Origin of the sequence: Corynebacterium appendicis CIP 107643, assembly GCF_030408415.1 — a bacterium.
Taxonomy (GTDB): domain Bacteria; phylum Actinomycetota; class Actinomycetes; order Mycobacteriales; family Mycobacteriaceae; genus Corynebacterium; species Corynebacterium appendicis.
Genome location: NZ_CP046976.1, coordinates 1652775 through 1665540 on the forward strand (window position 1 = coordinate 1652775; position 12766 = coordinate 1665540).

Below are 12766 nucleotides of genomic sequence, written 5' to 3' on the forward strand. Positions count from 1 at the left end.
CCTTCTTTCCTTGAATGCTTCCTCTATTGGGTTGGGGTGTGGTGGTTTAGCGCTCGACGATCGCGACAACGCCCTGGCCGCCTGCCTCGCAGACGGAGATCAGGGTGCGGCCGCCACCGTTTTCCTCGAGGGTCTTCGCCGCGGAAGCGAGGATGCGTGCACCGGTCGCCGCGAACGGGTGGCCGGCTGCCAGCGAAGAGCCCTTGACGTTGAGCTTGGAGCGGTCGATGGAGCCCAGCGGGGCGTCCAGGCCGAGGCGCTCGCGGCAGTAGGTCTCGTCTTCCCAGGCCTTGAGGGTGGCAAGCACCTGGGAAGCGAATGCTTCGTGGATCTCGTAGAAGTCGAAGTCCTGCAGGGTCAGGCCGTTGCGCTCGAGCAGGCGCGGAACTGCGTAGGTCGGAGCCATCAGCAGGCCGTCCTTGCCGGAGACGAAGTCCACGGCGGCCAGCTCAGAGTCGACCAGGTACGCGCGGACCGGGAGGTTCTGCTCCTCCGCCCACTCCTCGGAACCCAGCAGGACTGCCGCGGCGCCGTCGGTAAGCGGGGTGGAGTTGCCAGCGGTCATGGTGGCGGTGCCACCGTGCTGCTCCGCGTCCTTCTTGCCGAAGACCGGCTTGAGCTTGGACAGCTTCTCCACGGTGGAATCCGGGCGGAGGTTCGTGTCGCGGTTGACGCCCAGGAACGGGGTCATCAGGTCGTCGAAGAAGCCCTCGTCGTACGCCTTTGCCAGGTTCTGGTGGGAGGTCGCCGCCAGCTCATCTTGGGCCTCACGGGTGATCTCCATCTCGCGGGCGGTGATTGCAGCATGTTCACCCATGGACAGGCCGGTGCGCGGCTCGCCGTTCTGCGGCTGCTCCGGAGCGAGCTGGCTCGGACGGATGGAACCGGCGAGCTTCAACTGGTCCTTCACGGACTTCGCGTTGGACAGACGGATCAGCGTCTTGCGGAGGGTGTCGTTGACAGCCAGCGGCGCATCCGAGGTGGTGTCGGAACCGCAGGCGATGCCGTTCTCGATGCGGCCGAGGGCGATCGCGTCAGCGACCTGGATAGCGGAGGTCAGCGACGTGCCGCAGGCGTGTTGCAGGTCGAAAGCCGGGGTGGAAGGCGCCAGCTCGGAGCCGAGCACGGACTCGCGGACGAGGTTGAAATCGCGCGCGTGCTTCAGCACAGCGCCGCCGACGACGAGACCCATCTCTTGGTCCTGCAGGCCATAGCGTGCGACCAGACCGTTGAGGGTCGAGGTCAGCATGTCCTGGTTAGAGGCCTTCGCGTACTCCTTATTGGAACGCGCGAACGGGATACGATTTCCGCCGAGGATGGCTACTTTGCGGGGTTGATTCATGCTTATTTCCTGCACTTCCCATGGAGCTCGAGGTAAGTAACTGCTGTTCAGTCGTTTACCGTGAGGATTTTGTCTGACATTTTACAAAGTTCGAACTTTGTAAGGTTCGTCACCATTGCGATCTTATAATAGTATCCGACACAGAGCTACCGAATTGATACGGTCGCAACCCCCAAAAGCAGAAGGAGATAATTGTGGCATCGAAAGGCCTCCTCGAACAGTTCATCAACTCCCCTCTCGCCGCTAAGGCGGGTGTCCCCCAGGGCTACCCCCTGCGCCGCTACAAGCAGGGCGAGGCCCTTCTCCACGGCCCGGTCGTCGTCGGCGGCAACGGCCGTCTGGCCGACCAGATCACCACGCTCCTAGATGGCCCGTACAAGCTGATTAAGGCTGAAGCCGACACCAAGCGTGCCGGCATCGTCTTCGACGCCACCGCACTGGAGAAGCCGGAGGACCTCGTCCAGCTCTACGAATTCTTCAACCCGCAGCTGAAGAAGGTCTTGGACAACGCCCGCATCGTCGTCATCGGCACCACCCCGGAGCTTCTCGAGTCCGCTGATGCCCGCATCGCCGCCCGCGCACTCGAGGGCTTCACGCGCTCCCTGGCCAAGGAAATGCGCAAGTCCGCGACCGTCCAACTCGTCTACGTCGACCCGGCGATCGACGGCGCTCAGATCAACAAGGTCGAGTCCACTCTCCGCTTCCTCCTGTCCGGCAAGTCTGCCTTCGTCGACGCGCAGGTCATCCGGATCACCCCGGTCGATGTCCAGCTGCCGGAGAACTGGGACAAGCCGCTCGAGAGCCGTCTGGCCGTCGTGACCGGTGCCGCCCGCGGCATCGGCGCCACCATTGCTGAAACCCTGGCCCGGGACGGCGCCAAGGTCATTTGCGTGGACATCCCGCAGGCTGGCGAGGGCCTGGCCGCGACCGCTAACAAGGTAAAGGGCACCGCTCTCCCGCTCGACGTCACCGACCCGAAGGCTGCCGAGGAGATCGCCAAGCACGCCCAGGAGCGCTACGGCCGCAAGATCGACACCATCGTCCACAACGCCGGTGTCACCCGCGACAAGCTGCTCGTCAACATGGACGAGGGCCGTTGGAACATGGTCCAGAACATCAACCTCGTCGCACCGGTGCGCATCACCGAGGCACTGCTCGACGCCGACGCATTCGCTGAGAAGCCGGCCATCATCGGTGTTTCCTCCATGGCTGGCATCGCGGGCAACCGCGGCCAGACCAACTACGCCACCACCAAGGCTGGCGTAGTCGGCTTCGTCGACGCCCTCGCTGACCGCATCGCAGAGGCAGGCGGCTCCATCAACGCCGTCGCACCGGGCTTCATCGAGACCGACATGACCGACGCTATGCCATTCGGCCCACGCGAGGTCGGCCGCCGCCTGAACTCCCTGAACCAGGGCGGTCAGCCAGTCGACGTCGCCGAGACCGTCGCATACTTCTCCGCACCGTCCTCCGTCGCTGTCAATGGCAACACCGTCCGCGTCTGCGGCCAGAACCTGCTGGGAGCGTAAACACGATGACTACTCCTGTAAACAAGGGCAACGACGGCAACGACCCGAAGAAGAAAGCCGAAGCAGCCGCCGCCGACGCTCAGGCTGAAGTCAAGGAAACTGCAGCCAAGGCTCAGAACAAGGCCGAAAATGTCGCCGGCAAGGCAAAGGATGCCGTCGACGGGGTGAAGGAAAAGGTCGCCGACACCGCTGAGAAGGTCGAGCAGAAGATTGAATCTCAGGACGAGCCGAAGACCTCCACGAAGGCACCGTCGGGCGGCAACCGCACCTACGAAAACCTTTCGTCCATCCCGGACATGAAGGCAATCAACCGCAAGATCTTCCTCAGCGCGATCCCGGGTATCGGCGGCACCCGCGAAGCGAAACAGGACCCGACCTCGGCAATCCAGGTAAGCGGCATCAAGGTGGACAAGGCCAACCTGGCCGACTACACCAGCGCGACCGGGCTGCGCCTGGGCAACGACCTGCCGCCGACCTACTTCTTCGTTCTTTCCTTCCCGCTGGTCATGGAACTGCTCTCCCGCCCGGACTTCCCGTACGCGGCGATGGGCGCGGTGCACGTGACCAACGTGATCGAGCAGACCCGCACGCTCAAGATCGACGACACCTACACCATCCGTTCCCACGGCGAGAACCTGCGCCCACACCGCCGTGGACTGCTGGTGGACATCGTCACCGAAATCTTCGTCGAGGGCGACGACACCAACAAGCCGGTATGGCGCCAGACGTCGACCTTCCTGGGCATGGGCGCGAAATTCGCCAAGTCGGCCGATGTCAGCGTGACAACCCGCGCGGAGGATTCCGGCAAGGTCCTGCCCAAGCCGGAACTGCCGGAGTTCAAGCCGAACGCCCGTTGGCGCTGGAACGGCTCCAATGTCGACGCGTACGTCGAGGCCTCTAACGACCACAACCCGATTCACACCTCCAACCTGGGTGCGAAGCTCTTCGGCTTCCCGGCGCGCATCGCCCACGGCATGTACTCCGCCGCGGCTGTGCTCGCCCCGCTGGAGGGCCGTCTGCCGGATGCGCTGCGCTACTCCGTCGAGTTCGTCAAGCCCGTGGTGATTCCGGCGCAGGTCGCGCTGTGGACCATCAAAGAGGACGACGGCTCTCACGACATCCAGCTGCGCGGTTCCTCCAAGCCGGAGAAGCTGCACCTCAACGCGGAGATCACCCCTCTGTAAGCAGTAAACGCCTGAGCGCTAATTGCACGAACCCGCCGCCCCTCACCGCGAGGGAGGGCGGGTTTTCGCATGGAGGCAGTCAAGGCCGTGGTAGTTCGTGTCCTGCGCGGACTCTTCGATACTCTGGTGGCCATGGCAAAGGACAAGAAGGCAACCGCAGCCGATAAATCCGCGAAGAAGGAGATGCGCTCGGCGAAGCGCACGAAGCGCAAGCAGACTCGTTCGCAGATTTGGCAGGCGTTCAACCTCCAGCGCAAGCGCGACAAGAAGCTGATCCCGCTGATGCTGGCGGCGATCGTCGGCGTGGCGCTGCTGTTCTTCCTCATCGGCCTGCTGTTCGGCGGCGAATGGTTCATGCTCGTGCCGGGCATCCTGTTCGGCTTCGTGCTGGCCATGTTCATCTTCACCCGCCGCCTCGAGGGCTCGATGTACGAAGAGGTCGGCGACACCCCGGGCGCTGCCGGCTGGACGCTCGAGAACATGCGCAACACCATGGGCATCGTGTGGATCACCAAGACCGGCGTCGCCGCGAACCCGCAGATGGACACCGTCCACCGCGTGGTGGGCAACCCGGGCATCGTGCTCGTCGGCGAGGGCGACCCGAAGCGCCTGAAGCCGATGATGGACAAGGAACGCAAGCGCATCGACCGCCTGGTGGCGGGCGTGCCGATCCACGAGATCCTCGTGGGTTCCGGCGAGGACCAGGTTCCGCCGAAGAAGCTCCAGCGCACCCTGTTGAAACTGCCGAAGAACTACGGCAAGGACGAGGTCTACTCCGTCAACGCGAAGCTCGAGGCGATGGACAATATCCGCGGCGGCCAGCGCGCCGGCCTGCCGAAGGGCCCGATGCCGCACCAGGCGCAGAATATGGCAGGCATGAACCGCAAGATGCGCCGCATGCAGCAGCGCAAGGGCAAATAGGAATTATTCCAGCTAAATCCGCTCGTTAGCCGCTCACGGTTACGAGCGGATTACTGCTGTGCCGGTCGCGCGGTCGTGCATGCCGCGACCGTTGGCGTCGACAATCGCTGCGGGGAAGATGAAGCCCGTCAAGATGGTGCGCACCGCTGCGCGCCAGAAGCCGACGGTCTCGCCAGGCTTATCGACGCGGGCGACGCCCATCCCCAGCACCGCCATTCCCGGCGTGCGGGCGAACAGCCAGCCGGTGATGATCCCCATGATCCACCACAGGAAATAGGTCAGTGTTGCCGTTCCACCGAATGCGTCGGTGTTCATGACGATCAGGCCGGAGATGATCCAGCAGATTCCCCAGTCAATGAACACGCCCACCGCGCGCCGCATGACGGAGGCCATGGCGCCGGGACCGGACTCCGGCAATCCGAGGTTCTCCCCCGGCCAGCGCACGACCGCGTAGTCGTCGCCGCCTGCGGGCTGGGGCGAATGTTTTTCGGCGTTGCCGCCACGCTGCGCATTACCCATGGTCATCAAGGATAGAGCACGGTGTTTTCATTCCGAATTCGCTCTTGAGTACACCGGCGGAGACATTCCTGTTGCATGTAACATCGGTTGAAGCACCCAATTTGCACTCAAGGAGTTATTCACCGTGGGCTTTGACAATATCCAGGACACAATGAAGTTCATCAAGGACGAAGAAGTCGAATTCGTTGACGTCCGCTTCACAGACGTTCCTGGCATCGAGCACCACTTCAGCATCCCAGCTTCCATGTTCGACGAGGACGCTGTCGAGGCAGGCCTGGCATTCGACGGTTCGTCGATCCGCGGCTTCACCACTGTCGACGAATCCGACATGATCCTGATGCCGGATCTCGCCACCGCGCAGATCGACCCGTTCCGCAAGGCGAAGACCCTGAACGTGAAGTTCTTCGTCAACGATCCGTTCACCCACGAGGCGTTCTCCCGCGATCCGCGCAATATCGCGCTGAAGGCGGAAGAGTACCTCGGATCCACCGGCATCGCCGACACCTGCTTCTTCGGCGCTGAGGCGGAGTTCTACCTGTTCGATTCCGTTCGCTACTCCGCCGAGGCCCATAAGTCGTTCTACGAGGTCGACTCCGTCGAGGGTTGGTGGAACCGCGACCGCGAGCTGGAAAACGACGGCACCCCGAACCTGGGCAACAAGACTCGCATGCAGGGCGGCTACTTCCCGGTCCCGCCGTACGACCAGACCCTCGATGTCCGCGACGACATGGCCCTGAACCTGGCCAAGGCCGGATTCGACATTGAGCGCTTCCACCACGAGGTGGGTTCCGGCGGCCAGCAGGAGATCAACTATAAGTTCAACACCCTGCTGCACGCCGCGGACGACCTGCAGACTTTCAAGTACATCATCAAGAACACCGCCAAGAAGTGGGGCAAGACCGCGACGTTCATGCCAAAGCCGCTGGCTGGCGAGGCCGGCTCGGGCATGCACGCCCATCAGTCCCTGTGGAAGGACGGCGAGCCGCTGTTCTACGACGAGTCCGGCTACGGCGGCCTGTCCGATATCGCCCGCTTCTACATCGGCGGCATCCTGCACCACGCCGGCGCTGTCCTGGCGTTCACCAACCCGACGCTGAACTCCTACCACCGCCTGGTGCCGGGCTTCGAGGCCCCGATCAACCTCGTGTATTCGCAGCGCAACCGCTCCGCCACGATCCGTATCCCGATCACGGGCACCAATCCGAAGGCGAAGCGCATCGAGTTCCGCGCGCCGGACCCGTCGGGCAACCCGTATCTCGGTTTCGCCGCGATGATGATGGCTGGCCTGGACGGTGTGAAGAACCGCATCGAGCCGCACGAGCCGGTGGACAAGGACCTCTATGAGCTCCCGCCGGAGGAGGCCAAGTCCATCCCGCAGGCACCGACCTCGCTCGAGGCCGCCCTGGCTGCGCTGGAGGAGGACCACGACTTCCTCACCGAGGGCGATGTCTTCACCGACGACCTGATCGAGACCTATATCAAGCTCAAGCACGACAACGAGATCACCCCGTCGCGCATGGGCCCGACGCCGCTCGAGTACGAGCTGTACTTCGACGTCTAAAGCACAGTGATATGCCTGGGGTCCGAGTTTCATCTCGCCCTAGGCGCTTGTTCTTCACGCCCGGTCACTGACGCATGTTCTAGCCATTTTGAGTCGAAACAGGCGTGGTTCACCTTTCCGCATAGACTTTGGGATACAAGGTCGATACGGGTATAGGAGGTGACCATGAAGGACCAAGACCCGTCAACCGAGACTCAGCACGCCCTCGAACTCAAGCTCAATGGCGAAATGGGCGCTATTGATGCCAAGACAGTTGTTGATGGACTCGAACTTCTCAGAAAGTTGGTCGGGAGCTTCACTCCCGGGCGAGGCCCAGTCAAAATGGCATCCCTCCGCTCCGGAAGCGCGGTGACTGGCGTTGTGGCCACACCTGAAGTGGAAACAACGATTCTGCGCGCCATAGATTCGATTCGTGATCACAAGGAAATGCCTTCTAACTGGTCATCTAAGCAGGCGACCCTATTGCAGGACTTGGCGAAGCTATCTAACCGCAGCGGCGTTGACTCAACTGAGCTCTCGGGCAGTTCCAGTCTGCGCGTCACGCAACTCGATTCCGCTCTGCTTGCGTCCATCCAGGAGGCGATGAAGAAGACTCCCATTTCGATCGGCTCTGTGGTCGGGACACTCTACAGTTACCAAGTCAGCGCTAAAGGGCTTAGCGCGAAAATGCGTGACTCACTCACCAACGAAGACGTGAGAGTACTTTTCGATGAAGACCTCGACGAAGCAATCCGCAGCAACCTTCGAGGGCTAGTCGAAGTGTCGGGCGTATTGAAAAGGCACCCTGAAACCAATGCGCCCGAGGAGATAAGCGCTAAGAGTGTTGAGGCACTGCCAATCAAGACGGTTCCTGTTTCGGGGCGCGGTATTTGGCGGCGATTGAAAGAAGAAGGAACGACAGCACAGGACATGATGCGTGCGCTCCGCTCCGAAGGAACCAACGCCCATGGATCGTAAGGAAGAACCAGTCCGCGTTGCCGTGGATTCGAATCTCTTTATCAGCTTGTTTCTGGACGAAGATGAGAACCTCAACGACCGCACCGAAGCGGTGTTGGGTTACGACGGATTCGATGTGGTTCTATCCACGTTGGTTGGCATCGAAGGCGTCGGAGCCGTCGGAATGCGCAAAGGAGCCAGCATTGGCCCTATCGATAACGAAGAAATCCAAGCCGCCCGCAGATTCTTCGATAATGCGGACGTTTTATGGATGGAAGTCAACCGCAAAGTCATGCTTCGCGCCCGTGATTACTCCACACAGTTTGTGATCAAACCGCCAGACGCCACTGTTCTTGCTTGTGCGGTCGAATCTGGCTGCGAGTATTTATTTACGAATGACGTCGGCCTCATAAAACACTCTGACTCGATCCCTGGAATTGAGATATGTCCTCCTCCGCCGCTCACGTTCTTCCCAGGTGAAGAGAAGGGATTCGTTCTTCCAGATCAACCGGGTGGCGAAGCTGAATTGCCTGATTGAGGCTTTCGAAAAGGCTTCAGGAGCTAATTACAGGTTTGACGCATATCGGCGACGGAGCATCATCTGTCCATTCCCCGGAGTGTTTCAGCTACCGCGCGCCCCACGGCTTTCCTTCCCCGGAGAGGTCGTGGGGTTTTATATTTCGCACAATCAGCGTAGATGATTACCATCAGCTGAGTGACTGATAAGTTCCGCCAACTGCCTCCGCCCGGCCCCGCTTGGGGCGGCAGCCTCATGGGCACGTCGATCGTCGCGCGTCTGCTCGTCGAAAAGCAGATGATGTTCGGCGCGAGCGTCTTTAGCGCGATCGCCTGCGTGATCCTCGTGGTGCTCGTGTACGGTTTCGCGCGTTACCGCCACCCGAGCTTCGAGCGCACCACCATGGCGGAATGGTCGATGTTCTTCATCGGCATCTTGGCACTTGGCGCCGCGCTCTCCGGCGTCACGGGCGAGGGCGTGTACCGCCTCATTGGCTTCTGGATCGGTGCGCCCGTCACGGTAGTCACGTGGGCAATCCAGCTCACACGTTTCGACGGCACGCCCCGCTTCACCTGGGGACTGCCTCTCGTCGGGCCGATGATTTCGGCGTCAGTGGCGGGCTGGCTCGCCCGCGATTACGGCGAGATCTACCACATCATGGGCACGGTCTTTTTCGCCATGTCGATCCTGACCGCGGTGCCAGTGTTCATCCGTGTCTATTGGGCGGCGTGGCACCGGAAAGTGGACCTGCGCGGACCGAATTCAGCGACCGCGTGGGTTCCACTCGGCGTTGTCGGCCAGTCCACGACGGCAATGCAGATCCTCTACCCCGGTCCGGTCTCGATCTTCTACGGCCTGATCGCGCTCGGCATCGCCATTCCGCTGGCGCTGTTCGCGATGTTCACCTTCTACCCCAATGTCGTGCGTTGGGTCGAATACTCCCCGGCGTGGTGGTCGTGCACCTTCCCACCGGGAACAATCAGCATGGGTGGCCACCAGCTGGCCCTCGTCAACGGATCGGAGTGGCTCGATGTTGTCGCGCTGAGTATCCCGCTTCTCCTCATCATCCACTGGTCGCTGTGCTCGGGACGCTTTTTGAGCTGGGTGGCAGAAGGACGCCCCAACAAGTCGGAGGTATAAGCCGGTTCCCCCGTTTCCCGGCGAACACGCCTGAGCACATATATATTGGGGCCGTCCGTACAACTGCTCGAAGAAGGCGATGATGACACTTCCGAACACGCCAGGCCCGAACGGCAATCACGGCAACCACGGCACCCCCGGCCCGAGCAGCCCCCACCAACAGTGGGGCAACCAGCCGCACGGACCCGGCGGCCAGCATCCTGCTGGCTCCACCGCCGCGTCGACAAGCTCTTTCTCGATGCCAGGGTGGCCGACGTTCGCGTCGATCGGCTTGTTCCTCCTCACGCTGATCAGCAGTTTTCTTCCCATCCTGAAGATCAAGACGGATCTGGACGCGCAGCGCGCCCAGATCGAGGAAACACTCGGGGATTCCGCCGGAGATTACGGCATCGACGTCGAGGACTTCGTGCTCGACTTCTCGGCCTCCATCAACTGGTGGGCCCAGGTCAAGTTCGACGGCAGCAAACTCGGCGAAATGACTCAAGAGGCTGAGGAAGAGATCGTCGGCGCGGCCGACCTTAACGCTGACCAGGTCCTGCTCATCGCGCTGACCTCGATGGTGCTCATCGCGTACCTCGCCTCCATCGTCCTGGGCTTCTTCAAGCAGGAGCGTTTCAGCGCCATTGTCGGCCTCGTTGCCGCTGCGCTCCAGGTGATCGCGATCGTCATTGCCGTGGTCAATTACGCACGCGCCAACGGCGACGAAGAGATCAATGAGGTCGCGCCGACCAGCCTTGGCAGCGGCTTTTGGATCTGGCTGCTGCTTGCCATCGCCGCCATCGCGGTCTTCGTCTACGCCCTGATCAACAGCATGTCCAACAAGTCGGCCAAGGCACCGGCCTTCGCCGGTCCCGGACGGCCCGGCCAGCCGGGACAGCCGCAGGGCTTCCAGCAGAACCAGCAGTTCCCGCCGCAGGGCCAGCAGGGTCCGGGGTTCAACCCTGGCCAGCAGGGACCGGGCGGCGGCAACCCGTACCAGCAGTACGGCCGCTAAATAGCGCCCCACCACCCGACGGCGATTGCTTACGTGCTGATCACGCGCCGCACATTGACGTCGACCTCGTAGCCGGCGACGAGGCCGCGCGACCCGTACTGCCACATCACGGGAGGTTGCTTTCCAACGCTCCCCGGCCACTGGCGGCCGTCGAGAAGTTCCCGCGGCGGCCCGGCGCGATCCGCGCCGTACTCGGCGGCCCATACAGCGCCGAATTCGGCGGTCGCGGCGCCGAACATCCGCCAGCGCCAATAGCGCGGGTAGGTGTAGATCCCGGCCACGGTCACCCCGCGCGCGGCGAATTCGTCGCGCGCCTGGCGCACATGGTCCACGCGCAGACCGGCGGGAGTTTCGCAGTCGATCCAGACTGGATACACCCGCGGCCCCATCACCGCACAGGAGGCCTCGACCTGCTCAGCGACGGTGGTTCCCTCGGACGGGTTGCGCAGGTAGTGGTAGGCCTCGACGGGCAATCCGGCGCGGCGGGCATCGTCGACATGCGATGCGTACGTCCGGTCGCGGTAGGTGCCGTCGGTGGTGCGCACGACGACGAACTGGATGCCCTCGGCAGCCGCCTGCACCAGGCTCAGCCCGTCCTGGTGCTCGCTGACGTCGATGCCGATCTGGATTCCGGGGGCATCAGGCGTGGCAGGATCCGTCATTGATTCCTAGCGCTTGGAAAAGCCCATGCGCGGCGTGAATGCCGCCGGGTGCTTGCGTTGGGCGACGGCATCGGCGATGACTAGGCGCCACTTCGGGTCGGTCACAGGCATCTGGGCGATGGAGAACCAGCCGGTCTCGGTGTTCTCGTCGTCGCCGACTTTCGGCTCGGCGGCGGGGTTGTCGGCCTCGAGGCGGATGGCCACGGACATGTAGGTGGCGTTGTCGCCGTTGGCGTGCACGACCGGACCGACGGCACCGACGCCGAGCAGAGCAGCGGCAGATGCCGCAATGCCGGTCTCTTCTTCCACTTCGCGCACGGCTGCGTGGTGCGGTTCCTCGCCGGGGTCGCAGATCCCCGTCACGGGCGTCCACGCACCGTTGTCGGAGCGCTTGACAAGGAGCACGTCGGGCACCGCCCACGGGGAGTCGTCGGTGGAATCGCGCAGCACCACGGCGGTGACCGCGGGAATCCACATCAGGTCCGTGCCGATCTTCTTCCGCGTCTCCACGATGAATTCGGGGATGGGCATGTGTGCGCACCTTTCTGTCCGGAAGATTCGAGCGAGTTCGCCGTCCAAGTCTACGTCCCGCGTCCCCGCGCGGGAGGGCGGGTGAACTAACATCATGTGCATTATGAGCACGCAGGGCACACCACCATCACGCACGCAGGACAGCGCCAGGGACGTGCCCCGCCGCGTGCCAGCGGGCGCGTTCATCGTCGGTTTCGGGGCCCTGGTTCTCGTGTGCGTCGTGCTCACGGTCGGGCTGTTCAATTACGAGTCGTCGGCGCAGGAGCGCGCATCAAGCACGGCCACCAGCACAGCGTCGAGCACGTCAAGCACGCAGGACACCCCGACGGTGACCACGGTGACGGGCCCGGACGGGCAGACGAGTGTCTCGCGCCCGCCGAAGCCGACACCGCCGGAGACGAGCGAGGAGCAGGTGCGGTCGTCGATACGCGCGCACTACATCGAGAACGCGGAAACAGCCCGCACGTACACGGGCGTCGCGGTAACAGGCGACATCACGGAGACCGCGCTGAACGACATGCCGGAATTCACAGGGCACGTCAGCCGCCTGCTCGAGCAGAATTGCGTGGATTCGATGGCGCTGACCACACCCGATAATGTGCGCGTGACCTTCAACGGCTTCTGCTACTCCACGATGCCGGGCGAGACGTTCGAGCGCATGTTGGAGGTGGCGCTTGACGGCGAGGCGGATTCGATCGATTTCGCGCACAACCCGTCGTACGGCGGCAACAACTACGTGTCGATGACGTGGTACGTCGACGATGAGGAGCAGGCCGCGCGCGTCCACGAGACGTGGCACGAGGTGCGCCGCCCGCGCGCGGTGGAGGAGGTCCGTTTTTCCACCTACTCGCCCGAGGCGGTTCACCGCCTGGTCAAAGCGCGCGGCCGGGCCGACGCATGGACGGAAGACGAACGGTTCTAAGCATTCGC

13 protein-coding genes are annotated in these 12766 nt (G+C 62.8%); 9 read left to right on the forward strand and 4 right to left on the reverse strand.

All coding sequences use genetic code 11. The features are described from left to right. Positions 1 to 46 precede the first annotated feature (46 nt). Entirely contained in the window at positions 47 to 1342 is a 1296-nt protein-coding gene (locus tag CAPP_RS08070; RefSeq protein ID WP_412459488.1) for an acetyl-CoA C-acetyltransferase, read from the reverse strand. A gap of 194 nt (positions 1343 to 1536) precedes the next feature. Between CAPP_RS08070 and CAPP_RS08075 the strand changes: the two genes are divergently transcribed. The 3 genes from CAPP_RS08075 (at position 1537) to CAPP_RS08085 (ending at position 4976) form a co-directional block, all read left to right on the forward strand. Further along, positions 1537 to 2871: a 3-oxoacyl-ACP reductase gene (locus CAPP_RS08075; protein WP_076598672.1), complete on the forward strand. Its 1335-nt coding sequence runs from the start codon at positions 1537 to 1539 to the stop codon at positions 2869 to 2871. A gap of 5 nt (positions 2872 to 2876) precedes the next feature. Further along, the gene (locus tag CAPP_RS08080) at positions 2877 to 4055 is read left to right on the forward strand and encodes a MaoC/PaaZ C-terminal domain-containing protein (RefSeq protein ID WP_084560505.1); all 1179 of its coding nucleotides are present in this window, start codon (positions 2877 to 2879) and stop codon (positions 4053 to 4055) included. A 132-nt stretch (positions 4056 to 4187) separates the two neighbouring features. Beyond that, positions 4188 to 4976: a DUF4191 domain-containing protein gene (locus CAPP_RS08085; protein ID WP_076598889.1), complete on the forward strand. Its 789-nt coding sequence runs from the start codon at positions 4188 to 4190 to the stop codon at positions 4974 to 4976. A 39-nt stretch (positions 4977 to 5015) separates the two neighbouring features. Here CAPP_RS08085 and CAPP_RS08090 read toward each other — a convergent pair whose 3' ends face one another. Next, positions 5016 to 5495, reverse strand: a complete 480-nt coding sequence (locus CAPP_RS08090; RefSeq protein ID WP_076598888.1) for an RDD family protein — start codon at positions 5493 to 5495, stop codon at positions 5016 to 5018. A 151-nt stretch (positions 5496 to 5646) separates the two neighbouring features. Between CAPP_RS08090 and glnA the strand changes: the two genes are divergently transcribed. From glnA to CAPP_RS08115, 5 genes are all read left to right on the forward strand, one after another. After that, positions 5647 to 7056 (forward strand): type I glutamate--ammonia ligase, encoded by a 1410-nt coding sequence (gene glnA, locus CAPP_RS08095; protein WP_234958779.1) that lies wholly within the window; start codon positions 5647 to 5649, stop codon positions 7054 to 7056. A 165-nt stretch (positions 7057 to 7221) separates the two neighbouring features. Next, the gene (locus CAPP_RS08100; protein ID WP_076598670.1) at positions 7222 to 8013 is read left to right on the forward strand and encodes a hypothetical protein; all 792 of its coding nucleotides are present in this window, start codon (positions 7222 to 7224) and stop codon (positions 8011 to 8013) included. Next, on the forward strand, positions 8003 to 8530 hold the full coding sequence (locus CAPP_RS08105) for a type II toxin-antitoxin system VapC family toxin (RefSeq protein ID WP_076598669.1): 528 nt from the start codon (positions 8003 to 8005) through the stop codon (positions 8528 to 8530). Before CAPP_RS08100 ends, CAPP_RS08105 begins: the two co-directional genes overlap by 11 nt. A 177-nt stretch (positions 8531 to 8707) precedes the next feature. Next, positions 8708 to 9649: a TDT family transporter gene (locus CAPP_RS08110; protein ID WP_076598668.1), complete on the forward strand. Its 942-nt coding sequence runs from the start codon at positions 8708 to 8710 to the stop codon at positions 9647 to 9649. An 82-nt stretch (positions 9650 to 9731) separates the two neighbouring features. Continuing rightward, positions 9732 to 10643, forward strand: a complete 912-nt coding sequence (locus CAPP_RS08115) for a hypothetical protein (RefSeq protein WP_143313838.1) — start codon at positions 9732 to 9734, stop codon at positions 10641 to 10643. Positions 10644 to 10672: 29 nt separating this feature from the next. Here CAPP_RS08115 and CAPP_RS08120 read toward each other — a convergent pair whose 3' ends face one another. Both CAPP_RS08120 and CAPP_RS08125 read right to left on the reverse strand, forming a co-directional pair. Then, positions 10673 to 11305 (reverse strand): glycoside hydrolase family 25 protein, encoded by a 633-nt coding sequence (locus CAPP_RS08120; protein WP_084560504.1) that lies wholly within the window; start codon positions 11303 to 11305, stop codon positions 10673 to 10675. 6 nt (positions 11306 to 11311) lie between these two features. Beyond that, positions 11312 to 11836, reverse strand: coding sequence for an NUDIX hydrolase (locus CAPP_RS08125; RefSeq protein WP_076598666.1), 525 nt, complete (start codon positions 11834 to 11836; stop codon positions 11312 to 11314). Positions 11837 to 11939: 103 nt separating this feature from the next. Here CAPP_RS08125 and CAPP_RS08130 point away from each other — a divergent pair, with 103 nt between their 5' ends. Continuing rightward, the gene (locus CAPP_RS08130; protein WP_143313837.1) at positions 11940 to 12758 is read left to right on the forward strand and encodes a hypothetical protein; all 819 of its coding nucleotides are present in this window, start codon (positions 11940 to 11942) and stop codon (positions 12756 to 12758) included. Positions 12759 to 12766 lie beyond the last annotated feature (8 nt).